27 protein-coding genes and 1 pseudogene are annotated in these 25,944 nt (G+C 71.0%); 14 read left to right on the top strand and 14 right to left on the bottom strand.

Annotated features, from left to right (window positions below; genetic code table 11):
* Positions 1-8 precede the first annotated feature (8 nt).
* Complete coding sequence (locus ORV05_RS16860; protein ID WP_268759455.1) at positions 9-980, top strand: ABC transporter substrate-binding protein; 972 nt, start codon at positions 9-11, stop codon at positions 978-980.
* A 42-nt stretch (positions 981-1,022) separates the two neighbouring features.
* Here the strand turns inward: ORV05_RS16860 and ORV05_RS16855 are convergent, their stop codons facing one another.
* Positions 1,023-1,310, bottom strand: coding sequence for a DUF3040 domain-containing protein (locus ORV05_RS16855; protein WP_268759454.1), 288 nt, complete (start codon positions 1,308-1,310; stop codon positions 1,023-1,025).
* Between the two features lie 242 nt (positions 1,311-1,552).
* Between ORV05_RS16855 and ORV05_RS16850 the strand changes: the two genes are divergently transcribed.
* The gene (locus ORV05_RS16850) at positions 1,553-1,819 is read left to right on the top strand and encodes a hypothetical protein (RefSeq protein ID WP_268759453.1); all 267 of its coding nucleotides are present in this window, start codon (positions 1,553-1,555) and stop codon (positions 1,817-1,819) included.
* A 211-nt stretch (positions 1,820-2,030) separates the two neighbouring features.
* Positions 2,031-3,386 (top strand): MFS transporter, encoded by a 1,356-nt coding sequence (locus ORV05_RS16845; protein WP_268759452.1) that lies wholly within the window; start codon positions 2,031-2,033, stop codon positions 3,384-3,386.
* 50 nt (positions 3,387-3,436) lie between these two features.
* Here the strand turns inward: ORV05_RS16845 and ORV05_RS16840 are convergent, their stop codons facing one another.
* Positions 3,437-4,855, bottom strand: a complete 1,419-nt coding sequence (locus tag ORV05_RS16840) for an NAD-dependent epimerase/dehydratase family protein (protein ID WP_268759451.1) — start codon at positions 4,853-4,855, stop codon at positions 3,437-3,439.
* Positions 4,856-4,980: 125 nt separating this feature from the next.
* On the opposite strand from ORV05_RS16840, the gene ORV05_RS16835 reads away from it, so the two are divergent.
* Positions 4,981-5,574, top strand: coding sequence for a TetR/AcrR family transcriptional regulator (locus ORV05_RS16835; RefSeq protein ID WP_268759450.1), 594 nt, complete (start codon positions 4,981-4,983; stop codon positions 5,572-5,574).
* 19 nt (positions 5,575-5,593) lie between these two features.
* On the opposite strand, the gene ORV05_RS16830 is transcribed toward ORV05_RS16835, so the two are convergent.
* Positions 5,594-6,055 (bottom strand): MarR family winged helix-turn-helix transcriptional regulator, encoded by a 462-nt coding sequence (locus ORV05_RS16830; protein ID WP_268759449.1) that lies wholly within the window; start codon positions 6,053-6,055, stop codon positions 5,594-5,596.
* Between the two features lie 126 nt (positions 6,056-6,181).
* Here ORV05_RS16830 and ORV05_RS16825 point away from each other — a divergent pair, with 126 nt between their 5' ends.
* From ORV05_RS16825 to kdpC, 7 genes are all read left to right on the top strand, one after another.
* Positions 6,182-7,054 carry an amidohydrolase family protein gene (locus ORV05_RS16825; RefSeq protein ID WP_268759448.1) on the top strand — a complete coding sequence of 291 codons (873 nt, stop codon included), beginning with the start codon at positions 6,182-6,184 and terminating at the stop codon, positions 7,052-7,054.
* Entirely contained in the window at positions 7,051-8,580 is a 1,530-nt protein-coding gene (locus tag ORV05_RS16820; protein WP_268759447.1) for an acyl-CoA synthetase, read from the top strand. The genes ORV05_RS16825 and ORV05_RS16820 overlap by 4 nt, the downstream gene beginning before the upstream one ends.
* Positions 8,581-9,036: 456 nt before the next feature.
* Entirely contained in the window at positions 9,037-9,171 is a 135-nt protein-coding gene (locus tag ORV05_RS16815) for a hypothetical protein (protein ID WP_268759446.1), read from the top strand.
* Positions 9,168-9,269 carry a K(+)-transporting ATPase subunit F gene (gene kdpF, locus ORV05_RS16810; RefSeq protein WP_144593498.1) on the top strand — a complete coding sequence of 34 codons (102 nt, stop codon included), beginning with the start codon at positions 9,168-9,170 and terminating at the stop codon, positions 9,267-9,269. The genes ORV05_RS16815 and kdpF overlap by 4 nt, the downstream gene beginning before the upstream one ends.
* Positions 9,269-10,930, top strand: coding sequence for a potassium-transporting ATPase subunit KdpA (gene kdpA / locus ORV05_RS16805; protein ID WP_268759445.1), 1,662 nt, complete (start codon positions 9,269-9,271; stop codon positions 10,928-10,930). Before kdpF ends, kdpA begins: the two co-directional genes overlap by 1 nt.
* Positions 10,927-13,035: a potassium-transporting ATPase subunit KdpB gene (gene kdpB, locus ORV05_RS16800; RefSeq protein WP_268759444.1), complete on the top strand. Its 2,109-nt coding sequence runs from the start codon at positions 10,927-10,929 to the stop codon at positions 13,033-13,035. Before kdpA ends, kdpB begins: the two co-directional genes overlap by 4 nt.
* Positions 13,036-13,040: 5 nt before the next feature.
* Positions 13,041-13,664, top strand: a complete 624-nt coding sequence (kdpC, locus tag ORV05_RS16795; RefSeq protein ID WP_268759443.1) for a K(+)-transporting ATPase subunit C — start codon at positions 13,041-13,043, stop codon at positions 13,662-13,664.
* A 98-nt stretch (positions 13,665-13,762) separates the two neighbouring features.
* Here the strand turns inward: kdpC and ORV05_RS16790 are convergent, their stop codons facing one another.
* The gene (locus ORV05_RS16790) at positions 13,763-13,999 is read right to left on the bottom strand and encodes a hypothetical protein (RefSeq protein WP_268759442.1); all 237 of its coding nucleotides are present in this window, start codon (positions 13,997-13,999) and stop codon (positions 13,763-13,765) included.
* Positions 14,000-14,087: 88 nt separating this feature from the next.
* Here ORV05_RS16790 and ORV05_RS16785 point away from each other — a divergent pair, with 88 nt between their 5' ends.
* The 3 genes from ORV05_RS16785 to ORV05_RS16775 all read left to right on the top strand — a co-directional run bounded on the left by ORV05_RS16785 (position 14,088) and on the right by ORV05_RS16775 (position 16,086).
* Entirely contained in the window at positions 14,088-15,053 is a 966-nt protein-coding gene (locus tag ORV05_RS16785; protein WP_268759441.1) for a DUF2332 domain-containing protein, read from the top strand.
* Positions 15,054-15,089: 36 nt separating this feature from the next.
* Positions 15,090-15,746 carry a TMEM175 family protein gene (locus ORV05_RS16780; protein ID WP_268759440.1) on the top strand — a complete coding sequence of 219 codons (657 nt, stop codon included), beginning with the start codon at positions 15,090-15,092 and terminating at the stop codon, positions 15,744-15,746.
* A gap of 178 nt (positions 15,747-15,924) precedes the next feature.
* Positions 15,925-16,086 carry a hypothetical protein gene (locus tag ORV05_RS16775; protein WP_186382744.1) on the top strand — a complete coding sequence of 54 codons (162 nt, stop codon included), beginning with the start codon at positions 15,925-15,927 and terminating at the stop codon, positions 16,084-16,086.
* A 92-nt stretch (positions 16,087-16,178) separates the two neighbouring features.
* Here ORV05_RS16775 and ORV05_RS16770 read toward each other — a convergent pair whose 3' ends face one another.
* The 10 genes and pseudogenes from ORV05_RS16770 to ORV05_RS16725 form a co-directional block, all read right to left on the bottom strand.
* The gene (locus ORV05_RS16770; RefSeq protein ID WP_268759439.1) at positions 16,179-17,750 is read right to left on the bottom strand and encodes an FAD-dependent monooxygenase; all 1,572 of its coding nucleotides are present in this window, start codon (positions 17,748-17,750) and stop codon (positions 16,179-16,181) included.
* Positions 17,737-18,390 (bottom strand): PadR family transcriptional regulator, encoded by a 654-nt coding sequence (locus ORV05_RS16765; protein ID WP_268759438.1) that lies wholly within the window; start codon positions 18,388-18,390, stop codon positions 17,737-17,739. The genes ORV05_RS16770 and ORV05_RS16765 overlap by 14 nt, the downstream gene beginning before the upstream one ends.
* Positions 18,391-18,429: 39 nt before the next feature.
* The gene (locus ORV05_RS16760; RefSeq protein WP_268759437.1) at positions 18,430-19,632 is read right to left on the bottom strand and encodes a PP2C family protein-serine/threonine phosphatase; all 1,203 of its coding nucleotides are present in this window, start codon (positions 19,630-19,632) and stop codon (positions 18,430-18,432) included.
* A gap of 70 nt (positions 19,633-19,702) precedes the next feature.
* Positions 19,703-21,196, bottom strand: a complete 1,494-nt coding sequence (locus ORV05_RS16755) for a DUF4153 domain-containing protein (protein WP_268759436.1) — start codon at positions 21,194-21,196, stop codon at positions 19,703-19,705.
* A 70-nt stretch (positions 21,197-21,266) separates the two neighbouring features.
* Positions 21,267-22,287: pseudogene (locus ORV05_RS16750) on the bottom strand (HAMP domain-containing sensor histidine kinase).
* Positions 22,284-22,958, bottom strand: coding sequence for a response regulator transcription factor (locus ORV05_RS16745; protein ID WP_268759791.1), 675 nt, complete (start codon positions 22,956-22,958; stop codon positions 22,284-22,286). The pseudogene ORV05_RS16750 and the gene ORV05_RS16745 overlap by 4 nt, the downstream one beginning before the upstream one ends.
* 156 nt (positions 22,959-23,114) lie before the next feature.
* Entirely contained in the window at positions 23,115-23,501 is a 387-nt protein-coding gene (locus ORV05_RS16740) for a ribonuclease domain-containing protein (protein ID WP_268759435.1), read from the bottom strand.
* Positions 23,502-23,619: 118 nt separating this feature from the next.
* Positions 23,620-24,012 (bottom strand): hypothetical protein, encoded by a 393-nt coding sequence (locus tag ORV05_RS16735; protein ID WP_268759434.1) that lies wholly within the window; start codon positions 24,010-24,012, stop codon positions 23,620-23,622.
* Positions 24,013-24,095: 83 nt separating this feature from the next.
* Complete coding sequence (locus ORV05_RS16730) at positions 24,096-24,758, bottom strand: peptide deformylase (protein WP_268759433.1); 663 nt, start codon at positions 24,756-24,758, stop codon at positions 24,096-24,098.
* Positions 24,759-24,847: 89 nt separating this feature from the next.
* Positions 24,848-25,882, bottom strand: coding sequence for a zinc-binding dehydrogenase (locus ORV05_RS16725; RefSeq protein WP_268759432.1), 1,035 nt, complete (start codon positions 25,880-25,882; stop codon positions 24,848-24,850).
* Positions 25,883-25,944: the final 62 nt, after the last annotated feature.

Below are 25,944 nucleotides of genomic sequence, written 5' to 3'. Positions count from 1 at the left end.
ATCTGGTAATGAAGATGCGCAAGATCGCCGCGGCGGTCACCGGGGCCGCGATGGCAGTGGTGCTGACCGCCTGCGGGCAGGGCGGCGGCGCCGGTTCCGGTTCCGCCGCGGGCAACCCGCTCATCGCGATCGTCTCGAAGGGCTTCCAGCACCAGTTCTGGCAAGCGGTGAAGAAGGGTGCCGAGGACGAGGCCGCCGCCAAGGGCGCCCGGGTCACTTTCGTCGGCCCGGCCACGGAAAAGGACGTCGAGCAGCAGGTCAACATGCTGACCAACGAACTGGCGAAATCGCCGCAGGCACTGGGGTTCGCCGCGCTGGACTCCAAGTCGGCCGCCCCGCTGCTGCAGCAGGCGAAGGCGCAGAAGATCCCGGTCGTCGCCTTCGACTCCGGTGTGGACAGTGACGTGCCGGTCACCACCGTGGCCACCGACAACAAGGCGGCGGCCGCGGAGGCCGCCAAGCACGTGGCCCAGCAGCTCGGCGGTCAGGGCAAGGTGGCCATGGTGGTGCACGACCAGACCAGCCTGTCCGGCAAGGACCGGCGGGACGGATTCCTGGACTGGATGCGCCGGAACGCGCCGGGCATTACCGTCCTGCCCCCGCAGTACGGTGGCGGCGACCAGCTGGAGTCGGCCAACATCACCAAGTCGATCCTGCAGGCGAATCCCGATCTCAAGGGCATCTACGCGTCGAACGAGGGTTCGGCGATCGGGGTCATCAAGGGTGTGCAGGAAAGCGGCCGGAGCGGCATCACCATCGCCGGTTTCGACTCGGGCAAGGCGCAGATCGACGCGATCAACGGCGGAGTGGAGTCCGGTGCGGTCACGCAGGACCCGGTCGACATGGGCCGCCAGCTCGTCGACGCGGCGTTGAAGGCGATCAAGGGCGAGCAACTGCCCAAGCGCATCGACACCGCCTTCTACTGGTACGACAAGAGCAACATCAACGATCCGAAGATCCAGGGCGCGCTGTACCAGTGAGCCGTGCCGGGTGCGTCACCCTTCCGGCGGCGCACCCGGCCCTCACTTCAGGCGCGGGATCGGCCGGTGCCCACCCGTTTTCCGCGAGGCGTGCAGGGTGAGCGCGAGGCACAGCAGGTTGCAGGCCAAAAACAGCAACGGGAAGTCGAGCAGTGCGGCACCCGTGGCCACCAGTGCGAGACCCGCGACGGCGAGCGCCAGCCGCAGCGCCGCCGTGTTGAACCGGCGCCGCGGCTCGCCCCGGCCGAGGCTGGCCGCGAGCGCGGGATCGCTCTGGGCGAGGCTGCGCTCCAGCATGTCGAGTTCGCGTCGTTCCCCGGGAGTGAGCATCCTTGCCTCCCCGTCCGGGCGGGTCGAGCAGGGGAATTCCCCGTCTCATCGAGGCTAATCACTCACCGCCGCGGCTTGTAGAGGCCGGTGGTGGGGGAAATGCCAGGCGTTCCTCGCTCAGCACGCTTCCCCAGAGGCCACCACGCGATGCTACAACCCTTGGCACGGGCAACGCGCCGAAATCAGCAGAGGCGCTCGCCGCGAGCCCGGTCCATCAGGCGCACGACGTCTATGCGGTGTCCATGCTGGTCTATGACGAACTCGACGATCCCCGCCCCCCGACCGTGACCAGTGTTCGGCTTCGCGATGCGGGGAACGAGATCAGCCGGCGCTTCGTGGACACCTGTGTCCACACGGCCAGGCACCTGCACACCGATGGTCACATCCGGAACAGCTTCGGCCGCCCGATACCGGTACTCGTCCACTACGACACCATCGCGGCTCAAACCGAAGCGGCCAACCCGCCCGGCCTCCCAGACGACTTCGTCGCCTGGGTCCACGCTCAGTAGGCATTCGGACAGGGGCGATGGCGCCTGCCGGCGGACTCCGGCCGAGGCGATCGCTGTGACGCAGCTCACTAAGGTTAGACGATACAACCTTTGATTATTTCTGGTGTTCCCGTCGCTCTCCGTCTACCGTGTCCGCACTAGTGAAACCTTGGATCGTTGCCGTCCGGTGGCGATCCGACCGCGAACTCCCAAAGACGGGAAGGGATTTTCGATGACGCAAACCCCTGAAGCCGGATCGCCGCCGGGCACGACGGCCCCGGCGCCCGCCGCGGGCACGAGCCCCGCACAGCTGCGCCGCGTGATCGGCGCGAGCCTCGTCGGCACGACGATCGAGTGGTACGACTTTTTCATTTACGCCTCCGCCGCCGGGCTGGTGTTCGGCAAGTTCTTCTTCCCGACGCTGGACGGGACCGCGGCCCTGCTCGCCTCGTTCGCCACGCTCGGCGTCAGCTTCGTCGCCCGCCCGCTCGGCGGCATCATCGCCGGGCACCTCGGCGACCGGCTGGGGCGCAAGGCCGTCCTGGTCGCCACCCTGCTGCTGATGGGCATTTCGACGATCGGAGTGGGCCTGCTGCCGGGCTACAAGTCCATCGGCGTCGCCGCGCCCGCGCTGCTGGTGGTGCTGCGTCTGCTGCAGGGCCTGTCCGCGGGCGGCGAATGGGGCGGCGCGGCCCTGATGTCGGTCGAGCACGCGCCCGCCGGACGCCGCGGTTTCTTCGGCTCGTTCCCGCAGATCGGCGTCCCGATCGGGCTCCTGCTGGCCAACCTGGTGTTCTTCACCGTCTCGTCGTTCACCACCAGCGAGCAGTTCGCCGCCTGGGGCTGGCGGATCCCGTTCCTGCTCAGCGTCGTCCTGATCGCGGTCGGGTTCTTCGTGCGGTCCCGTGTCGGGGAGAGCCCCGTGTTCAGCGAACTGCGCCGCCGCCGGGCCCAGCACAGCGCCCCGCTGGCGCAGCTGATGCGCACCAGCCGGCGCGAACTCGTGGTCGCGATCGGACTGTTCATCGCCAACAACATGGTCGGCTACATCCTGATCGCCTTCATCAACTCCTACGGCACCCGCACGCTGAAGCTGTCGAGCGCCACCATGCTGTTCGTCGGCATGGTCGGCGCGGTGGGCTGGGGCGTGTTCACCCTGCTCGCCGGTGTCTGGTGCGACCGGTGGGGCCGCCGCCGCACCTACCTGGTCGGCGTCCTGGCCATGGCGGCGTGGACGTTCCCGTTCTTCCTGCTCTTCGACACGCGTTCGGTGCCGCTGCTGCTGGTCGCCGTGCTCGTGCTGTCCTTCGGCCTCGGCCTGACCTACGGGCCGCAGGCGGCGACCTACGCGGAGTTGTTCCCGGCGGCCGTCCGCTACAGCGGCGTCTCCTTCGCCTACGCCTTCGGGGCCATCCTCGGTGGCGGGTTCGCGCCGATGGTGGCCACTTGGCTGATCGGGGTGACCGGTACCGCGCTGTCGGTGTCGGCGTACATGCTGCTGGCGTGCCTGGTGACCCTGGCCGCGGTGCTCGCCCTGCGGGAACGGCCCGTCGCCGAGCGGGAAGCGTTCGTCACCGGTACCGACTGACCCCGCCCGGGGCCGCACTCCGACGGCGAAGTGCGGCCCCGGCATCCGGCTCACACCACCTGGGCCAGGAACTTGTTCGCCTCCGCCTGCCGGGGGTAGTCCGCGGGCTCGGCGACGCACACCGGGCACCAGTGGCCCGCGGTGAGGATCAGGCGCGGGCTGCCGCGGAAGGCGTGGCCGTCCGCGCACTTCCAGTCCAGGGGAGTGGTGTAGGGCTCGGGGGGCAGTGCGGCGGAGACCAGGGCACCGCCGCGGAAGTCCGCCGCGGCGGCCAGGTCGTCGAGCGTCCAGGACGCCGGGTCCTTGGCCTCGTCGTAGCCGTGGTCCAGAAAGGACGGTGTCTTCGAGGGCCGGGGCGGGGAGAAGGTGGACCAGTCCCCGATGACCGCCCATTCCTCCCGTGAGCCGAAGAACGCGCGGATATGCGCCTCGTCGTCCGTTTCGATCCAGCTCATCGTGCCGCGCGGCCTGCGCACGAGCGGCGCCATGACGAACCGTTTCACCAGCCACGCCGGAACCCGGCCCGCCAGCCGCAGGCTCCCCGGCGCCTCGGCCGCCGCCCGGGCGAGCGCTTCGCCGAAGGTGTCGGAGCGGAAGGGGACGAGCTCTTCGAGCCGGTCGGAATCGGTGTACCACTGGCCGTGGAAGTTCCTGGTGGCGAACCAGTCGCGGGCGAAGAACCGGCGCACGTCCCGTACGCCCAGCGCACCCAGCAGGCGCACCTGGAATTCCCAGTTGGTCAGGCGCCACTCCTCGCCGCCGCCGATGTTGTAGACGCCGCCCCAGAACTGCTCCGGCACCCCGTCCTCGCACGCGTTGACCAGCAGCCGGGCCGAATCGCCCACCGACGCCCATTCCATGACCCCCGCCAGCGGGGTGTGCGTCATGATCGGGTCGCGGATCCCGAGCAGGCCGGGGTGGAAGATGCCGGTCTGCCGCAGCCACGCCCAGCGGCGCAGCCCGGAGTCGACGAGCGCCCGCTCGGCTTCGATCTTGCTCTGCGCGTAGACGTCGAACTCCGAAGCCTTGACGGGATCGCCGATCCGCCCCCAGTGGTGCGGCGGATTGCGATCGCCGGTCTCGGCGATCGACCCGATCATGACGACCCCGACCGCGTCCGGATCGGGCCTGGCGCTTACCGCGCGGAGGATGTTGCGCGCACCGCCGACGTTGACCGCGCGGGTGAGTCCGGGATGGTCGTCGGCGAACGGGGAGACGACGGCGCCGACGTGCACCACGTAGTCCGCGTCCCGGACGCAGCGCTCCACCGGCTCGTAGTCGGTGAGGTCGCCGAACACGAAAGTGGCCCGGCCGCCGAATTCGGCGACGACCGGATGTCCGCTTTCGGTGGGCAGCACCAGCGCCACCACCTCGAACCGGTCCGACCGTGCGACGAACTCGCGCAGCGCCTCGCGTCCCCAGTTCCCGGTCGCTCCGGTGAGGAACACCTTCCTGCGCCTGGTGGCCATGGGGCTCTCCGTTCGATCGGCGGTGCTCTCGCGGGAACGCTCTCCGGAACACGGCGACAATACAACAACTGTCGATAACTGGACGAGTGTTGAGAAAACCCGGAGATATCGGGCAGGATGGGCCGGTGACCTACGTCGACCCCCGGGTGGCGCGCTCGCAGCAGGCGTTCCGGGCGGCGCTGCTGAGTCTCGCCGCCGGCGAACAGGAGCGGGTGAGCGTCACGAAGGTGTGCACCCGGGCCGGGTTGAACCGCACGACCTTCTACCTGCACTACACCGATGTCGACGATCTGCTGGCCGACACGCTGGAGGATCTCGCCGGGCGGGCCGTCGTCCACTGGCGTGCCGACCTGGCGGGCCAGCCTGGGGAGCGCTTCGCCGAACTGGCCCGCCAGTCGTTGCTGTCCTACCTCGAACACGTCGAGAGCCATCGCGCGCTGTATCGCTGGGCGCTGGGGGAGCAGGGCAGCTCGACGGCGGTGCTGCGGGTGCTGGGAGGCTGCGCCGACGCGGTCGTCGCCGCGCTGGCGGCCTCTCCTGGAGCGGAGAGGGCCGGGACCGACGGGCTCCGGTTGTCCGCTTTCCTGGCCGGCGCGATGGTCGGCGTCCTCGCCCACTGGGTGGCGGAAGCGGAGCCGGAGCCGCCGGGGGTTCTGATGGAGTGGTTGTGGGCCGAGTTGACGGCGCACTCCCGCGAGCGCGTGGTCCGCGCTCGCTGAAGCCGGGTTCAGGCCGGGTTCAGGCCAAGGCGCGCCAGGTCTCGGTCAGTGCGGACCGGAACTGGGCCTCCTGCTGTGTGGTGAGCGGGGCGACCAGCTGCCGCTCCAGATCCGCGATGGCCCGGGCGTAGTCCGCCAGCAGCTTCCGTCCGGCGTCGCTGAGGTGGATGAGCAGTTCGCGACGGTTGGCCGGGTTGCGCTCGCGGTAGACCAGCCCGCGGTCCTGAAGTCCCCGCACCATGTCGGCCATCGACTGTGCGGTGACGAACGAGTTGCGGGCCAGCTGTGCGGCGGGGACGCCGTCGTGCTGTTCGAGCACGGTCAGCGCGGTGTACTGGAGCGCGGTGATGCCCGCGGGCTTGAGCAGCTCTTCCAGGTGTGCGCGGACGACGAGTTCCAGCCGCTTGATCGCGTAGAGCAGGGAGGCCGGGTGCCGGGACAACTGCCGTCTCCCGGTGGGTTTCGGTTTCGGTGCGGCCATCAAGACAACCTACGACATTGACAGGAAACCTGTCGTTCATGGAGAGTGGTGCCCGTCAGGTTTCCCCTCTTTTCCGGTCGCCGTTCCCACCCTCCTCGAACTCCCGCTCACGGAGAAGGAGCCGGCATGAGTCTCGACCTCGACACGATCGTCGCCATCGACGTGCACACCCACGCCGAGACCGACGGATGCGGCCACTACGCGCTGCCCGACGAGTTCAGGGCCGCCGCCGGGGCCTACTTCGGCACCCAGGGCGGACCGCCCGACCTGCACCAGCTGGCCGACCACTACCGGCAGCGCCGGATGGCGGCGGTGGTGTTCACCGTCGACGCCGAAGCGGCGCTGGGCCACCCGCGCCTGCGCAACGAGGACATCGCGGCGGCCGCCGCGGAGCACTCCGACGTGCTCATCCCGTTCGGCAGCATCGATCCCGCCAAGGGCAGGGCCGGGGTGGCCGAAGCGCGCCGCCTGGTCACCGAGCACGGGGTGCGCGGGTTCAAGTTCCACCCGAACGTCCAGGCGTTCTTCCCGGACGACCGCGCCGCCTACCCACTTTACGAGGCGATCAGCGAACTCGGGGTCCCCGCGCTGTTCCACTCCGGACAGACGGGAATCGGTGCGGGGCTGCCGGGTGGCGGGGGCATCCGGCTGAAGTACTCCAACCCGATGCACCTCGACGACGTGGCCGCCGACTTCCCGGACCTGACCATCATCATCGCGCACCCGTCCTTTCCCTGGCAGGACGAGGCGCTCGCGGTCGCGACGCACAAGCCCAACGTCTACATCGATCTGTCCGGCTGGTCGCCGAAGTACTTCCCGCCCCAGCTGGTCCGCTACGCCAACACCCTCCTCAAGCACAAGGTGCTGTTCGGATCGGACTTCCCCCTGATCACCCCCGATCGGTGGCTGAAGGACTTCGCCGGGCTCGACATCAAGGACGAGGTGCGCCCGCTCATCCTGCGCGAGAACGCCATCCGGGCACTTGGGCTGGCGACATGACCGACATCGGAGTCGGTTCGTGGCCACGGCGGCGCGCCCGCATGGACCCCGGCGCCGTCGCCCTCGTCCAGGGCGACCGCAGGATCACCTATGGCGGTCTGGCCCGGCGTACGGCGGCGCTGGCCGCCGCCCTGTCCGGGCTGGGCGTGCGCAAGGGCGATCGGGTCGCCTATCTCGGGCCGAACGCCATCGCCACCTTCGAAGCCTTCTTCGCCACCACCAGCCTCGGTGCGATCCACGTCGCGCTCAACGCGCGGCTCACCGCACCCGAACTTTCCTTTCTGCTGGACGATTCCGGGGCGCGCGTGCTCTTTCTCGCCCCGGAAACGGAGGCCGAGGGACTCGCCGCGGTGGAAGCGAGCACCACTCGGCCCCGGGTCGTGCGGCTGGCCGCGGAGTACGAGCGCCTCGTCGACGAGCAGGCGGGCCGGAAACCTCCGCCGGTGGAGGTCGCCCTGGACGATCCGGCGCTGATCCTCTACACGTCGGGAACCACCGGCAGGCCCAAGGGCGCCGTGCTGACGCACGGCAACATCACCTGGAACACGCTCAACCAGTTCGCGCACTTCGCCCTCGGCCACGACGACGTGGCGCTGTGTTCGGCACCGCTGTTCCACGTGCTGGGGCTCGGTCAGATCACCCTGCCCACCCTGTACGCGGGCGGGACGGTGGTGGTCATCGCCAAGTTCGACCCCGGCGACTTCCTCGCCACCATCGAGCGGGAGCGGGCCACGGCGTTCCCGCTGGCGCCCACCATGCTGCAGATGCTGTGCGATCACCCGGCGTGGGAGAAAACGGATCTCGCTTCGGTCCGGCTGGTCGTCTTCGGCGGTTCCCCGGTGCTGGAACGGGTCGCGAAGAGCTGGCTGGACCGGGGAATCCAGGCGCTGCAAGGGTATGGCATGACCGAGGCGGCCCCGGGCGTGTTCATGGCGCTGGGGCGCGGCGCGCGGGAGAGGCCCACCTCGGCCGGCGTGCCGCACTTCTTCGTCGAGGTCGCGCTTCTGATGCCGGACGGGCGGATCGTGACCGGGCCGGGGCAGGGTGAGCTGCTGGTGAAGGGGCCCAACGTGTTCTCCGGCTACTGGAACCGGCCGGAGGCCACGGCCGACGCGTTCGTCGACGGCTGGTTCCGCACCGGCGACGTGGTGCGCCTCGGTGAGGACGGATGGGCGCAGATCGTCGACCGGGTCAAGGACCTGATCATCTCCGGCGGTGAAAACGTCTACCCCGCCGAAGTCGAGGCGGCCATCCGGGAACTCGACGCGGTGGAGGACTGCGCCGTCGTCGCCGTCCCCGATGCCCAGTGGGGCGAGACCGGCATGGCGTTCGTGGTCACCCGGCCCGCCCGCCGCCTCGGCGAGGAGGAGATCCGCACGCACCTGCGGCACCGCCTCGCGAAGTACAAGATCCCCCGCTATTTCACCTTCTGTCCCGCCCTGCCGCGCAACGCCACCGGGAAGATCCAGCGCCGCGTGCTGCGCGAGCGGGCCGAGACCCTCCGGCTGAACGACGACCTCTCCTGAAGGCGTGCTGTGAGGGGACCCCTCACGGCAGTCGTTCGGCAGGGGAACGGCACTCCTGGGGCCAGGGCGTGCCCGCCCCGGCCCCAGCGTAGGACTCGCCCGGGGGACACGAGGGACACCGGGCGCAGGTGGCTGCCGGGGGCACCTGCGCCCGGTGTCCGGGGAAGGCGGGGCCGGAACGTGCATTTCCGGCCCCGCGGAGGCGGGCGGTGTCGGAGCCTGCGCCTCGTGACCGAGTCAAGGCAACGAAGCCGCTTTCCGCATCCCGGCGGGCCGCTCCCGGCACCGGAACCACCCCACTGCGTGACCCTCTGAAGTGGTTTGGACACGAAAGTGGTCCAGTTGGGCTGGTCGGGGCGTCCCGGCGTCAGCGGTTCGTCAAGACGGCCGGGGTGGGTGTCAAGAAAACGTCGGGGACCCCCGATCGGGTGAGCCGCGCGCGCATGCTCGACCGGCGTGGCCGCCAGCGGGGCGGCCGCCGGGGAAGAAAACGGAGGCGGCGCATCCATGCCAGATGTGCTGTACGTGGTGCTCCTGATCGGCCTTTTCGGGGTACTGGCGCTGATTCTGCGCGGATTGGAACGGTTGTGAGCGGTACCGGTGTCGTCGCGAACGCCGTCGGCGGCGTGGTCGCGCTGCTGCTGATCGGCTACCTGTTCTACGCCCTGATCCGGCCGGAGCGATTCTGATGGGCGATACCTGGGCAGGCCTGCTGCAGGCCGCCATCCTGGTCGCGGCACTGGCGGTCGTTCACCGGCCGTTCGGCGCCTGTCTGGCCCACACGTTCACCAGTGAGAAGCACTGGCGCGTCGAACGGGCCGTGTACCGGCTGGTGCGAGTGGACCCCGGATCGCAGCAGCGGTGGACCACCTATGCGGTGGGCACGCTGTCCTTCGGTCTGGTCTCGGCACTGCTGCTGTACCTGCTGCAGCGGATCCAGCCGCTGCTGCCCTTCGACTTCGGGCGCACCATCCCGCCCGGCATGGCGTTCAACACCGCGGCCAGCTTCGCCACCAACACCGACTGGCAGTCCTATGTGCCCGAGTCGGTGATGGGGCACGCGGTGCAGATGCTGGGCCTGACGGTGCAGAACTTCGTGTCGGCGGGGATGGGCCTCGCGGTGGCGATCGCGCTGATCCGGGCGTTCGTGCGCGACCAGACCGACCGGCTGGGCAACTTCTGGGTCGACCTGACCCGCGCCACCGTGCGGATCCTGCTGCCCGTCGCCTTCGTGTCCGCGATCGTGCTGGTCGCACTGGGCGTCACGATGAGCCTGCGCGAAAACGTTCCGGTGACCGCACTGGACGGCACCCGGCATTCGATCGCGGTGGCACCGGCGGCGAGCCAGGAGGCCATCAAGGAGCTGGGCACCAACGGCGGCGGGATCTTCAACGCCAACTCGGCGCATCCGTTCGAGAACCCCGGCGCGTGGTCGAACCTGATCGAGATGTTCCTGATCCTGCTCATCCCGGTCTCGCTGACCCGCGCCTTCGGGCTCATGGTGGGCAGCAGGCGGCAGGGTCACGTCCTGCTGTCGGTGATGGCCGTGCTGTGGACCGGGGTGCTCGCCGTGACCTGGTGGGCCGAGGCGCATCCGAACGGTCCCGCCTCGCTGCTGGCGGGCGGCGCCACCGAAGGCAAGGAGACCCGCTTCGGGATTCCGGGTTCGAGCCTGTTCGCCACGAGTACCACCGGCACCTCCACCGGCGCGGTGAACTCGATGCACGACAGCTACACCGGGCTGGGCGGCGCGGGCCCGCTGTTCCAGATGATGCTCGGCGAGATTTCGCCGGGCGGGGTGGGGACGGGCCTCTACGGCATCCTCGTGATGGCGATCATCGCGGTGTTCCTGGCCGGGCTGATGGTCGGGCGCACCCCCGAATACCTGGGCAAGAAACTGGGGCGGCGTGAGGTCACCTTCGCCGCGCTCGCGATGCTGACCATGCCGGTGCTGGTACTGGCGGGGACCGGGCTCGCGCTGGCCCTGCCCTCGGTCACCGGCGGGGCGTTCGGCAACTCCGGCGCGCACGGACTGTCCGAAGTGCTCTACGCCTACACCTCGGCCTCGAACAACAACGGCAGCGCCTTCGGCGGGCTGACCGCCACCAGCGACTTCTACCAGTCCACTTTGGGTGCGGCGATGCTGCTGGGCCGGTTCGTCCCCATCCTGGCCACGCTCGGCCTTGCCGGTGCGCTGGTGCGGCAGAAGAAGATCCCGGTCACCGCGGGCACCCTGCCCACCACCGGCCCGCTGTTCGCGTCGATGCTCGGCGGCACGGTCATCCTGGTCGCCGCGCTCACCTTCGTCCCGGCTCTGGCCCTCGGCCCCATCGCGGAGGCGCTGGCATGACCACCACCCAGGATCAGGATCGCCTCGACCGGACCGTCGGCGAGCAGCGGGAAAGACATGCCTCGAACACCGGCAGGGTCGCCGCCGGGGTCTTCAGCCCCCGGCAACTGCTGGTCGCGCTGCCGGACGCGCTGCGCAAGCTGAACCCGCGGCACCAGGTGCGCAACCCGGTCATGTTCGTGGTGTGGGCGGGGTCGCTGCTCACCACGGTGTTCGCGTTCACCGGCCCGAGCGTGTTCACCATCGCGGTGGCGGCCTGGCTGTGGTTCACCGTGCTGTTCGCGAACCTCGCCGAGGCCGTGGCCGAAGGCCGCGGCAAGGCCCAGGCTGAGACGTTGCGCCGTACCCGGACCGAAACCGTCGCGCGGCGCCTGCGGCGGGACGGCACCGAGGAGCGGGTGTCCGGAGCGGACCTGCGTGTCGGGGACCATGTCGTGGTCGAAGCGGGGGAGGTGATCCCGGGCGACGGCGACGTGGCCGAGGGCATCGCCACCGTGGACGAATCGGCCATCACCGGCGAATCCGCGCCGGTGATCCGCGAATCCGGCGGAGACCGCTCCGCGGTGACCGGGGGGACCACTGTGTTGTCGGACCGGATCGTGGTCCGCATCGGCACCAGGCCGGGAGAGTCCTTTGTGGACCGGATGATCGCGCTCGTGGAGGGCGCGGACCGGCAGAAGACGCCCAACGAGATCGCGTTGAACATCCTGCTCGCGGTGCTGACCGTGATCTTCCTGTTCGCGGTGGTGGCGCTGCAGCCGATGGCGGGCTATTCGGGTGCCACGCAGTCGGTGATCGTGCTGACCGCGTTGCTGGTCTGCCTGATCCCGACCACCATCGGGGCGCTGCTGTCGGCGATCGGCATCGCCGGGATGGACCGGCTGGTGCAGCGCAACGTGCTGGCCATGTCGGGCCGGGCGGTGGAGGCGGCCGGGGACGTGGACACCCTGCTGCTGGACAAGACGGGCACCATCACCTACGGAAACCGCCAGGCCACCCGGCTGCACCCGGTCGCTCCCTCGACGACGGGGGAGCTGGCCGCGGCCGCGCGCCTGTCCAGCCTCGCCGACGGCACCCCGGAAGGGCGCAGCATCGTCGAGCTCTGCACCCGGGAGCACGGGCCGGACGGCGGGAGCGGTGCGCACGAAAAGGGCGCGGAGTTCGTGCCCTTCACCGCGCAGACCCGGATGAGCGGGGTCGACCTCGACGGCCGCCGGATCCGCAAGGGGGCGTCCGGCGCGGTCCGGGACTGGGTCACCGGGCTGGGCGGCACGATCCCGCCCGAAGTCGGCCGCGTCGCCGACGAGATCGGGCAGCGGGGCGGCACTCCGCTGGTGGTCGCCGAGGTCTCCGGCGGCGTCGCGGTCGTGCACGGCGTGATCGAGCTGTCCGACGTGGTGAAGAAGGGCATGCGGGAGCGGTTCGCCGAACTCCGGTCGATGGGCATCCGCACGGTGATGATCACCGGGGACAACCCGTTGACCGCCAGGGCGATCGCGGCGCAGGCCGGGGTGGACGATTTCCTGGCCGAAGCCCGGCCCGAGGACAAGATGGCCCTGATCCGGGCCGAGCAGGAGGGCGGCAAGCTGGTCGCGATGACCGGGGACGGCACCAACGACGCCCCCGCGCTCGCCCAGGCCGACGTCGGGGTCGCGATGAACACCGGCACGATGGCGGCCAAGGAGGCGGGCAACATGGTCGACCTCGACTCCGATCCCACCAAGCTGATCGAGATCGTCGAGATCGGCAAGCAGTTGCTGATCACCCGCGGTGCGCTGACCACCTTCTCCCTCGCCAACGACCTCGCGAAGTACTTCGCGATCCTGCCGGCGATGTTCGTGGCCATCCATCCGCAACTCGGTGCGCTCGACATCATGCGCCTGCACTCGCCGCAGTCGGCGATCCTGTCCGCGGTGATCTTCAACGCCCTGGTCATCGTCGCGCTGATCCCGCTCGCCCTGCGCGGCGTGCGGTACCGGCCCACCGGCGCCCGCGGGCTGTTGCGCCGGAATCTGCTGGTCTACGGCCTCGGCGGCGTCGTGGTGCCCTTCGCCGGGATCTGGCTCATCGACCTCGTCGTCCGTCTCGTCCCAGGAATCGGGTGACCGCCATGAAGTGGTTCTCCGCCGCACTGCGGCAGGCTGGGGCCGGGCTGCGCCTCCTGCTGGTGCTGACCGTGCTCACCGGTGTCGTCTACCCGCTGGCCGTCTGGGGGGTGTCCCGGCTGCCCGGGCTGCACGAGGCGGCCGAAGGCTCGATCGTGTCCGTGGACGGGCGGGCCGTCGGATCGCCCGAGATCGGGGTCGACCTCACCGCCTCCGACCCCGCTCGCGACCCGTGGTTCCACACCCGCCCCTCGGCGCTGGCCGCCGATCCGCTCGGGCCCGGCGACCCGTCCATCTCGGGCGGGTCCAACCTCGCCGCGGACAACCCCAAGCTGGCCGGACTGGTGCGGGAGCGGAAGGCCGCGATCGCGGCCAGGGAAGGAGTCTCGCCGGACCGGGTGCCCGCGGACGCGGTGACGGCTTCGGCCTCCGGGCTGGACCCGGACATCAGCCCCGCCTACGCCTACCTTCAGGTGCCGCGGGTGGCCAGGGTGAACGGCCTGACCGAGCAGCAGGTCCGCCGGATCGTCGACGAGCGGGTGCGCGGCCGGGCGCTGGGCGTGCTCGGCGAACCCGCGGTCGGCGTGCTCGAGCTGAACCTGGCGGTCCACCGGCTGACCCACCCGTGAACACCGCCGGAGCCCCGGCCGACACGACTGTGAGGGGTCCCCTCACGGGAAAGAACGGCAGAGCCCGGCAGAAGCCCGGAACCCTGTCACCGGCGCGGTCACAGGTTGCGGTCGTCGGTAGACGGTTCGTAGAGGCGGTTGGCGCTCTCGCCGAGGAATTCCCGACGCGAGGCGAGGTCGGCGAGCATCTCGTCGATCAGGTCGACCGCCTCTCCGGGATGTCCGGCCTGCCACCGGGCGAGCACCTCGAGCGCGATGTCCTTCAGCCCGTCCGGCCACTGCAACCACGACAGGTCCGCCAGCGGCGTGCTCGCCGCGTCATCCTGGCGATCCATGGCGACCTCCTCGTCGTGCCTGCCGACCCTGGAGTTCCCCACCGTCCGGTGGATTACTCGGGCGGTCCCGGCTCGGTAGGTTGTGGGCATGGCCGACGAAACCTCCACGGCGCATCGTTATGCCCGGTTCGCCCGGTTCGAGGCGGTGGGCCGTTCGCCGTTGTACCAGCGGCTGGCCGAGGGGGTGGCGGCGGATCCGGAGCTGATCGCGCTGCTGGACACCCTGCCCCCGCCGAAACGGCAGCCCAACCTGCTGCTGGCGGCGGTCCGGTTGCGCCACGGTGTCGCCCGGGACTACGCGCAGTTCCGGGAATGGGTGCTCGACGACCCGGAGCGGGTGCTCGAAGTGGTCCGGACCAGGGCGACGCAGACCAACGAGGCGGCACGGGTCGCGGCGATGCTCCCCGTCCTCGCGGCCATCGAAGGCCCGATCGCGCTGGTCGAGGCCGGGGCTTCGGCCGGTCTTTGCCTTTACCCCGACCGGTTCCGCTACGACTTCGGCGGTCACGAGATCGGGCCGGAGGGCAGTCCGGTGCGGTTGCGGTGCCGGGTCGAGGGACCGGTTCCGTCGCCGAAGCGTGTGCCGGAGGTCATCTGGCGAGCCGGTCTGGACACCAACCCGCTGGACGTGCGGCGCGAAGAGGACCTGAACTGGCTGAGGGCGCTGGTGTGGCCGGAACAGTGTGATCGCCGGGAGCGCTTGGACGCGGTGGCGGAGATCGCGCGGGAGGAGCCGCCATTGCTGGTGGCCGGGGACCTGCGCGAAGACCTGGACGGGTTGCTGGCCCAGGCGCCGACCGGGGCCACGCTCGTGCTGTTCCACACCTCGGTGCTGTGCTACCTGCCCGCGCAGGACAGGGACCGTTTCCACCGCAAGGCCCGGGAACTGGACGGTGTGTGGATCTCGCAGGAGGGCACTGGGGTGTTCCCGGGGATCGACGAAAAGCTGCCGGTGGAGCCGCCCGCGGGCCGGGCGTTGTCCGTGCTCGCGGTCTCGGGTGAGCCGGTGGCGTTCAGCGAACTGCACGGCGGCTGGGTGCACTGGCTGGGGTGAACGGTCACGCTCCCCGCTGTGGCACGCTGCTGTGCCATGATCACCGCTGAGCCCGGGGAGACCCCGGAGGTCCGGGCGGCCGCGGCGGAACGGTTGACGTTCTTCGCCGACGCCGTCATCGCCATCGCCGTGACGCTGCTGGCGCTGGAACTGCCCGTCCCGTCCGGCGCCACCAACGCCGACCTGCTGCATTCCGCCTACGAGCATCGTCAGGAGTACCTGGCCTTCGTCATCAGCTTCCTGGTGATCAGCGTGCAGTGGCGCAGTCACCACCAGACCTTCCGGCACGTCGCGGTCGTCAGCCCCCGGCTGACCGGGCTGACCCTGGGCTGGCTGTTCCTGCAGGTGATCACGCCCTTCGCGACCAAGGTCATCACCGGCGACGGGGGCTTCCAGTTCCGGTTCGGTTTCTACGCACTGGTGGAAGCGGCGGCGTTCGTGATGTTCGTGCTGATGGTGCGGGAGATTCGCCGGTCCCGGCTATATCGCGAAGGCACCCCGCCGGAGGCACTTTCCCGTCCGGCCAGGGGCGCGGGCATGATGGCGGCCGCGTTCGGGATCTCGATCCCGTTGTCGTTCGTCACCGGATGGGCCTATGTGGCCTGGATCGTGCCCCGTGCGCTGGCCTCGATCCTGTTCCGCAGGCGGAAGAACCGGTCACCGGAAACCGGATCCACGGCGACGGGAGAGTGAAGCCTGTCCACAAAGGACATCCCGCTCCATCACTTCCTCCGGACTCCGCTTCGTGTCCCGGGAAACACCGTGCGCGGTTTCCGTCGTGAGGTTGCCCATAAAAGGAAACGATTCGGTCACGCCCGGCGCAGAATATGCCGGAGCGGCCCGGCGAAGAGGGCCGGAAAGGGAGTTGATGATGAGCGACGGGTTGAAGTCCCCGGCACCCGACGCCAAGGCGATGCGTGATCGGGTCGAGGCCGTCCTGTGGCGCTGGCTGGCCGGCGACAAACTGACCGATCACGAGCAGTTGATCGTCGACATGCGCCTTCACCGCGGCGGCTGCGCCACCTGCCGCTAGAGACTGTTTCGCAGTGGTTTGCGTAGCGGTGCAAGCGGCGTCGGCCGCTTGCACCGCTTACGACGCTTGCACCGCCGCGGCGAAGGCTCGGCTCACGCGGTACCGAGAATGCCGCGCAGCGCGGTCGCGAGTGTCTCTTGTGGATCAGCGGTGACGCCTTCCGCCCGCCAGGCCACATAGCCATCGGGCCGCACCAGGAGTGCACCGTCCGCGGGCAGTCCGGACCTGACCGGCCATTTCCCGTCGACGTCGGTCAGCTCCACGCCCATCCGGTACGCCGTCATCGGCACGGACCCGGCGGCGGCGGCCGCGTGCCATGCGTCTCCGGACGCGCCGGTGAGCAGGACGAACGACGTGTCGAGCAGGTCGTGCAGGGCGAGACGTTCGCCGTCGCGCTCCACCCACAGGTGCGGCGCCCGCATGCCGGGCAGGGCGGCGGTGTCCAGGGTTTCCCCGAACACGGTGTCGTGCGGGGCGCCGAGCACCGCCGAAGACCGGTAGCGCTGGCCGAGGATGCAGATCTCGTCGTCGACGTCGGCGAGCTCACGCCCGCCGCCGAACCGCGCCTCCTGTCGCCGCAGCGTCAGGTCCGCCAGCGCCAGTGCCACGGGGCGGCGCTCCGCCTCGTAGCTGTCCAGCAGGGCGGGCCCCGCCTGACCCCGCAGCACCGCGGCGAGTTTCCACGCGAGGTTGTGCGCGTCCTGCACGGCCGAATTGGCTCCCATCGCCCCCGCCGGAGGCCAGACGTGGGCGGCGTCGCCCACCAGGAAGACCCGGCCCTGCCGGTAGGTTTCCGCCACGCCCACCGCCTCCTGCCAGCCGCCGACGTCGACGATCCGCACGGGCAGGTCGGGGATCCCGGCCGCCGCCCTGACCGCCCGCTCACAGCGTTCGACGGTGACGGAATCGACGGGTTCGGCCTCGGGGTCGTGCGCGAGGGCGAGGCACCACCGGCCGGGAACCGCGGTGGAGACGAACCCGCCGAAGCCGATCTCCGGATTGCGGATGATCCAGAACAGCGCGCGCTGCCGGACGACGGCGGAAAGGTCGGCCTCGAAGAGGATGCTCAGCAGGGGCTGCGTCACGCGGTAGCCAGGACGGGCGATGCCCAGCCGCTCCCTGATGGCGCTCCGGTTGCCGTCCGCGGCGATGAGGTAGTCGGCGCGCAAGCTCCGCCGGGTACCGCTGGCGTGGTCCTCGACGACGGCGCTGACGCCGTCGGAATCGGCTTCGAAGGACACCAGGGAGGTGCCAAAGCGCTGGTCTGCGCCCTTGGCGACGGCGGCGGAGGCCAGGATCGGCTCGACCGCGTTCTGGTCGGCCATCACCAACTGCCCGGCGCTGTGCTCGGGGTAGGACTTGGGTGCCTCCTTGTCGAACAGCCACTGCCAGTCCTGGTCGGCGAGCGTCCCGCACATCGCCACCCCGTTGTCCTGCTCGAACGGCTCACCCGCCCGTGTCACCTCGCCGTCCAGGCCCAGCGCCCGGTAGATCTCCAGGGTCCGGACGTTGATCCCGCGGGCCCTGCCCTGCATGGGCGGACCGGGGTGGCGGTCCACGAGCAGGGACCGCACACCGTGGTGGGCGAGGAACAGCGAGGCCGCGAGTCCCGCGTAACCGCCGCCCACGATCAGGACCGGTACTCGTTCTTCATTCGTCGTCATCAGGGTTCTCCTCGAAGGTGGCCGCGAACGCACGCAGCTCGGTGTGGGTCCAGGTCAGGCGTCCGGTGCGCAGGTCGTCCACGACACCGTTCAGCCAGGTCAGTTCGGCGGTGAGCACGGCCTGCCGGTATTCCTCCTCGAGCAGGAACAGACGCGCGAGGCGGGGTTCGGTGGCCGTTCCCGGGGATCCGGTGAGGTCCGCCCACGCGGTGGCCAGCGTGGCTTCCACGTCGGCGAGCCTGCCGCGGATCAGCTCCGTCCGTGCCTGGAGGTGGGTGCGGGCCTGCTCCGGGGAGAGCTGGGCGAGCACCGAGATCGCGGCGACGAACTCCGGGAATTCCTCGGTCGCGCGGAGGGCTTCACCGAGCCATACCGCGACCGTCTCCCGGCCCTGATCGGTGATCTCGTAGACGGTCCGCTCGGGCCGCCGTTCCGCGCGCTCGGTGTCCCGGACCCGGATGAGCTCCGCCCGGAGCAACCGGTCGATGGCCTGGTAGACGCTGGCCCGCTGCCGGATGTTGACCACCCGGTCCTTGCCGTGCCGGAGCAGTGTCTTCTGCAGGCCATAGGCGTGCATCGGCTCCTCGGCGAGCATGCCCAGCAGGAGCAGGCCCAGGATGGAACGCCGTGGTGCTTTCATAGTCATGACCTTACTAGTTAAGACATGACTAATGCAAGATCAATGCGAGGGCAGCAGGCCGGTGGGCCGGGAGGTGGACCACTCCAGCAGCAGGAGCGTGGCGTCGTCCTGCAACTGCCCGTGCTGGTGTTCGAGCACGGCGTGGATGATGCGGCGGACCGTCTCGGGCGCGGTGAGCCCGGCGGCCTCGTGACGTTCGGTGAGGTCGACAAGGCGGTCGAGGCCGAAGAACCGCCGGTCCGGACTCCGGGCTTCGGTGATCCCGTCGCTGTAGAGCAGCAGCCGGTCGCCGGGCTCCAGGTGCATCGTGCCCAGCCCGGTGGCCGGCGACCGGCGGGGCACGCCCAGGGGCGGCCGCGGCGCCGGGTGGGCGACCTTGACCGCGCTCCCGCTGCGGAGCAGGACCGGAGGCGGGTGACCCGCCAGCAGGTAGTGCAGGGTGCCGGTGGCCAGGTCGAGGGTGGCCAGCACCGCAGTGGTGAACCCCTTGAGCGGGGCATGCCCGGCCAGCGCCGCGTCGGCCGCGTCGGTGATGGCCTCCAGCCCGGCACCGCCGCGCCGGGCATTGCGGGTGGCGGCGAGCGCGGTGGTGGTGAGCAGCCCCGCGTGCAGGTCGTGGCCGGTCGAATCGAACACCGCGAGGTAGGCGAGGTGATCGTCCACAGCGTAGTCGTAGCCGTCCCCGCCCACCTGGTCGTAGGGCTCCATGACCACCGAGATGACCAGGCCGGGGTGGGCGAAGGTCCTCGGCGGCAGCAACTGCCAGAGCAGTTCGCTGGACACGCTGTAGGGTGCCGTCCGGCGCACCCGGTGGAACAGGTCGCCGGAGGCGAGTTTGCCCGCGATCAGGTGCCCGGTCAGCATGCCCAGGATCCGGCACCGCGCCCGCAGGTCCGGGTCCTCCGGATCGGCCCCGGCGGGCAGGCGGAACCGGGCGGCGCCGAGGCGCTCCGTCCCGTCGATCACCGGCACCCACAGCACCGCGCCGCCGTGCTCCTGCGGAGAGGCGACGAGCTGGGAGAACCGGAACGCCCGCCCGGCCAGGCTGCCGTCCACGTCGAGCTCCTCGCCGCCGGTCACCGGGCGCAGCACATGTTGCTGGATGTCGGCCAGGTAGAGAGTGACGTCCAGGCCGACGCGGGAGCACGCGGAAGCGAGGACCCCCACCAGTTCACCCGCCGTCGTCAGGTTCGCGTCCTCGATGATTTCGGCGAACACCTCGTACCACGCGTCCTCGGCCATGGATCTCACGGTAAGGACCCGGCACCCTCCGGCGCCCGTTGATCACGGCCCCGTTCCGGGCCGCTGCCGCTCAGCAACCCGGACGGGCATCGGCCAGTGCCCGCCGGGCGGCGGCGCGGGCGGCGTTGAAGCCCAGCCAGCCGTCGGTGCCGGGGTCGAGCCGCCTGCTCATCTCCCACAGCACAGGGCAGCGCAGTGTCCCGGGGAGCCCGTCGAGCGCGGGGACGACGTCCTCGGACAACCCGGACAGGTAGCCCAGGTCGACGAGCCCGGTCTGCTGCCAGCGCGCGACGTTCTCCTTCGCGATGATGCCTTCCGGGTCGGCCAGCGCGAGACCGAGAACCGCGGCGAGGCAGGTGGCGGGGATCGCGCGGGGCAGCCAGTCCCACTTCATCCGCACCCCGGCCGCGATCACCAGCAGGTACACCACGCCCAGCCACAGTTCGGCGGTCTCGACACCCAGCCGCAGCACGGTGAAGCCGTACGCCCGCTGGTAGGACCACATCCTCGTCAGCGCCGATGCCACGACGACCAGCGTGAGCACGGACAGCGAACCGAGCAGCACGCGCATCCAGAGGCGGCAGGCCCGCTCGGCGTGATCCGCCTCCACCACGACCACCGCGATGACCAGCAGGGTCAGCGCGGTCACCATCAGCAGCTGCCAGAAGCCGCTGCGCGCGTACTGGGCGTAGGTCAGGCCGGCGGTGCGGAGCACGGTGTCGGCCCCGCCGAACAGCACGGCGAGCTGGTTGACCACGAACGCGGCGAACAGCAGCACGAGCAGGGCGAGCGGCACCGCCCATTCCAGCAAGCGAAGCCTGGGTTTCGTCTTCGCGGCGGGGGGTGCGGGGGGAGGGGCGACCAGCAGGTGCGCGGCCGCCGCCGTGCCGGTGCCGGCCACGGCGAACAGGAACACCCAGCCGAACACCGACGGACCGTCGACGGTGGGCATCGCGTGAGACAGCAGGCCGGCGAAGGTCGGGTCGGCGTCCGCGAACAGCGCCCCGAACAGCGCGACCAGCACCAGCCCGGCCACCACGGAGAGGAACAGCCGCGCGGGCACGCCCCCGGCCCGCCCGCGCAGGGCGGCGGTCCCCCGCGCCAGCCACGGCAGGTCGGCGAGCACGGTGCGCGGCACCGCGATCGCGTCGCGCAGCACCCGGCCCGCGGACCGTCCGCCGGTCACCGCGAGCGATCCGGCCACGCAGGCCCCGAGTACACAAAGGACGAAAAGCCAGTTCGCGGCGCGCAGGGTGCCCACCGCGAGCAGGGCCAGCGCCAGCAGGGTCCAGCCGGTACCGGCCCTGCGCCGGGTGCGCAGTGGTCCCGGCCTGTCCCCGCGGTCACCGCTGCGAGCCGCGACGGCGACCCCGCCCGCGATGCCCGCGCCGGTGAGCAGCCAGCCGAGGCCGGGCCGGTCCAGCGGGGCGGTCGCGGCGGCGAACAGACCGGCGAGGGCGCCCGCCGCGAGGATCACGGGAGGCGCGGCCGCGCGCCTTCGCGCGAGTTCGGTGGGCCTTGAAGCAAGGTCCGGTGTGGCCGGTCCGGTGAGGGTTTCGCTCATGGAACGCTCCCAGGGCGTGCGTCAGCGGCACCCGGCGGCGGTCGCCGCGGGCGGGGGAGGGGAAGGTGGGTCAGGCGGAGGCGGGCAGGCTCACGCGGATGCGCGAGCCCGGCGCGCCGGGCGGGGGATCGACCACGGCGATGGTGCCGCCGTGCAGGTCGACCACCCAGCGGGCGATGGCCAGTCCCAGGCCGGTGCCGCCGTCCGTGCCGCCTTCACCCGCGGCCCGGCGGCCGCGGCCGAACCGCTCGAACACACGTTCACGGTCGGCGGGGGCGATCCCGGGGCCCTGGTCGTGGACTTCGAGGACCAGCCCGGACCAGCCCGTCCGCCGGTCCGTGCCGGACGGCGTTGTCGACCAGGTTGACCACCACCTGGTGCAGGCGCTCCTGATCGGCGAAGACCTTCGCGCCGGGCGGCGTGACGGAGACGTCGAAGGTGACGGCGCGGCCGCCGGCCGCCGAGGCCACCTCGGCCTCGGCGACCGCCTCGGCCAGCAGCGGCGCCAGCGGGAACCAGGCGCGCCGCAGGGGCAGCACGCCCGCGTCGATCCGGGACAGGTCCAGTAGTTCGGTGACCAGCCTGCCGAGCCGCTCGGTCTGCGTGAGCGCGGTCTGCAGGGTCGCCGGATCGGGCTCGGCGACCCCGTCCACTACGTTCTCCAGCACCGCGCGCAGGGCGGTGATCGGGGTCCGCAGTTCGTGGGACACGTTCGCCACCAGTTCCCGGCGCTGCCGGTCGGCCGCGGCCAGATCGGCCGCCATCTGGTTGAAGGCCGCGGCGAGCATGCCGACCTCGTCGCGGGCGGTCGCGCGGACGCGGCGTTCGTAGTCGCCCCTGGCCATCGACTGCGCGGCCACCGTCATCTCCCGCAGCGGCCGGGTCATGCCGTGGGCGAGCACCTGCGAGGACAGCAGCGCGACGATGATCGCGGTGAGCGAGGTCCGCGGCGGCAGCCAGCCGATCTGCCACCAGAAGAAGGCGAGCCCGGCCGTCCCGGAGGCGACCACCAGGATGCCGATCTTCAGCTTGATCGAGCGCACCGGGTCCAGGGGCCGCGGCAGCAGGTCCAGCACCGCCCGCACGGTCATTTCGGCACCTCCAGCGCGTAGCCGACGCCGTGCACCGTGCGGATGAGATCGGCACCCAGCTTGTGCCGCAGCGCACGCACGTGGCTGTCCACGGTGCGGGCGCCCGCCTGGTCGGGCCACTGCCACACCTCGGCCAGCAGCCGCTCGCGGGGCTGGACCGCGCGGGGCCGCCCTGCCAGGTACACCAGCAGTTCGAACTCGGTCGGCGTCAGGTGCGCCTCGGTGCCCGCGCGGTGGACGCGGTGTTCGGCCAGGTCGATCTCCAGGTCGCCGAGCACGATCCGCGAGGCCGACTCCTCGTCCCTCGCCTGCGCGGCGCGGCTGACCCGGCGCAGGAGCGCGTGCACCCTGGCCGCCAGTTCGCGAAGGGAAAACGGTTTCGTCAGGTAGTCGTCCGCGCCCACCGCGAGCCCGACCAAGAGGTCGTTCTCGTCGTCACGGGCGGTCAGCATCAGCACCGGCACCGGGCGGCGCGCCTGGATCCGGCGGCACACTTCGAGGCCGTCGAACCCGGGCAGCATGACGTCGAGGACCACCAGATCCGGGTCGCGCGCCTCGGCCGCCGCCACCGCGGACGGGCCGTCGTGGGCCAGTTCGACGAGAAAGCCCTCCATCCGCAGCCGCGCGGCCACCGACTCGGCGATCGTCGGTTCGTCCTCCACGACCAGCACCCTGCGTCGTTCTTCCAGCACGAACGCCACTCTAGGCAGGTTCGATGGAGATCTTTTTCCCGGATTGTGAAGATTCCGTGCAGGTGTCGCGGTCGTTTCGCGGCCGCGGGAACGGCCGGGCCGGGACGGGCGCCCGTCCCGGCCCGGCCCGGTGGGTCAGACGATGCGGTAGAAGTTGGCGTAGTGGTCGGGGGTGTACCAGACCACGCCGGTGGTCACGTCGCGCACGATCCGCTCGGCGTCCCGTGAGGCCCCCTTCGGCCGCGGGTTGACGTCGTACTCGTAGAAGGTGTCCCCGGAGGGCAACTGGCCCTCACGGTTGTAGAACCGGCCGCCGGTGTAGTTGTACTCCCCGTAGGGCCAGGCGTACCAGCCCGACGAGCGCGGGAAGCCGAGTTCGCTCCAGCCGTCGTAGGCGGTCATCGCCGCCGAACAGCCGGACACCGAACAGCTGTTGTAGACCGCGGCCTGGGCCGGGGTGACCAGGACCGTGGTGCCGAGCGCGAACACCAGGGCGAGGACCGACAGGAACTTCCGCAACACGGGCGAACCTCCGCGAATCGGGATCAGGACCCCGCCATCGTGGAGGACAGTCGTTCACGGGGACAACCCGCGGAACGTGAACTTCCGACTTTCGTCAGGTATCCGGAAAGCGCTCTCGTCAGAACTCGTCGGTCTTCGCGAGATCCCGTTCCAGGGCATCGGCCCGGGCGGCGACGGACAGGAGGGGACGCTCGAACTCCTCCCGGAGGTTCACGTCGTGCAGCGGCACGACGTGTTTGATCAGCGCCACCCCGTCCACCACGGCCGCGCCGCCGACCGTGTCGCCGCCGGCGAGTTCGAGCAGCCTCCGCAGGTCGATCCGGTCGGCCCAGCCGACCGGGGACGAGATCTCCACGCAGGCGGCCCCGTCGAGGTCGGGCAGGTAGTGCACGGTGACCTGCTGGCTGCGCCCGCCTTCGGTGCCGAGCAGGAACCGCAGCCAGCCGTCGGACTCCTCGAGCACCTCCCAGCGCACCCGCACGTAATTGGTCACATCGGTCCAGATGGTCACCTTGCCGCCTCTCGCCTGCCGGTTCCGGCGCCAGCTTAACCAATCTCCCGACCGTCCCTTGTGGTCCGGCGGCCGCCGCGCGGTCAGCGGCCGGGGAGCGGGAAGCCCAGCGCGTCCGCCGCCGGCCCGGGCACGGGGGCGGACCAGCGTTCGAGGACGTGCCGGTCGGCCGCCAGCGACCGGATTTCCGCCCGGTCGAGGTAGAGCGTCCCGCCGAGGTGGTCGGTTTCGTGCTGCACGATGCGGGCGGGCCAGCCCCGCACCTCCTCGTCGAGCTCCCGTCCCGTCTCGTCCTGGCCGGTGAGCCGGACCGTGTGGTGGCGGGCGGTGACGGCCTGCCAGCCGGGCACGCTCAGGCAGCCTTCGTAGAACGCGGCGAGACGTGCGCCCATGGCTTCGTAGCGGGGATTGACCAGCACCCGGAACGGTTGCGGGCCGCGTTCCCTGGCACGCAGGGCTTCCTCCGTGGTGCCGGGCCGGACCCGGGCCGGGTCCTCCATGACCGCGAGCCGGAGGGGCACACCGATCTGGGGTGCGGCGAGCCCGACCCCGGGTGCCTGGTTCATCGTCGCGCGCATCAACCGGATCAGCCCGTGGAACCGCTCGCCGTCGAGCTGACCGTCGTAGGGGATCGCGGGGGTGCGGAGCACGGGATCCCCCGCGGTGACGATGGGGGCGGGCGCGGGCCGGGCGAGCAGGGCGTCGACGAGATCGACGAGATCGCCGGGCGTGGGGTGCGGGGACATGCCCGGCATTGTCCCCCACCGGCCCGCGCCGGGCGCCGGAGACGGCTTGCGTCCACTGTGGACGCGCCAGGCCGTCTCCGGCGGTGCCGTCACGGCACGAGCACCAGCCGGATCGGGTCGCCGATCTTCTTCTCCAGGCGGGTGACGGCCTCGGCCGCCTCGGCCAGGGGGAGGTGCGCGGTGATCGACGGGGCCAGGTCGAGCCTGCCCGCCGCGGTCAGGCGGATCAGCTGTTCGACGTGCTCCGGCCGGGATCCGTAGTGCCCGCGCACCTGGTTGCGCAGGTAGCTGAACCGCGTGCCGCCGGTGATGGTGAGCGGATGCGGGGTGAGCCCGGCGAGCACGAGCACGCCGTCGCGGCCGAGCGCGGCGGCCGCCTGCTCGCGCACCGCCGGGACGCCCGCGAAGTCGAAGGCCACGTCGAGCCCGCGCCCGGAGGTGGCCCGGGCGACGGCTTCGGCGAAGCCCGCGTCGGTGGGATCGAGGGCCAGGTCGGCCCCGGCGGCGAGGGCGCGGTCACGGGCGGTGGCCAGCGGGTCGATGGCGATCACGGGTTCCGCCCCGGCCAGGCGGGCGAGCCGGATGCCGTGCACGCCCAGGCCACCGGCTCCCCACACGCCGACCGACTGCGCCGGCCGGACCCCGCCGGTCTCGACCACGGCGGCGTAGGGGGTGGACACCGCGTCCGGGATGATCGCGGCCTGGTCGAAGGGCAGCGCGTCGGGAATCCGCGCGAGGGTGTCCTCGCGGGCGATCGCGTACTGGGCCCAGCCGCCGTCGTAGTCCACCCCGCGGGTGAGCGGCTGGCGGCACGGGCGCCGCCGCACGCAGTCTTCGCAGGTCCCGCAGGCCTGCCCGGCCTGCAGCGCGACGCGCGTGCCGGGTGCCCACTCCCCGGCGAGGCCGGGGCCGGCGGTGTGGACGACCCCGGAGACCTCGTGCCCGAGGGTGACCGCCTCGCGCGGGCGGAACGGCTTGATCGTGCCGTCGATCAGGTGGACGTCGGACAGGCACACCCCGGCCGCCTTGACCTCGATCAGGACCTCCCCGGGGCCCGGTTCCGGGATCGGCACCTCTTCCACGGCGAAGGTTCCGGTGTCGTAGTGGAGGCGTCCGGCGAGCATGGTGGACATTCTGTGGTGAACCTCGTTTCGGTGTCGGTTTCGGGAGTGGGAGTCGGGAAGGG

The organism is Amycolatopsis cynarae (assembly GCF_026802195.1).
Classification (GTDB): domain Bacteria; phylum Actinomycetota; class Actinomycetes; order Mycobacteriales; family Pseudonocardiaceae; genus Amycolatopsis_E; species Amycolatopsis_E rhizosphaerae.
Note: the sequence above shows the minus strand (reverse complement) of the source record. Positions and strands in the feature narration are given on the sequence as shown.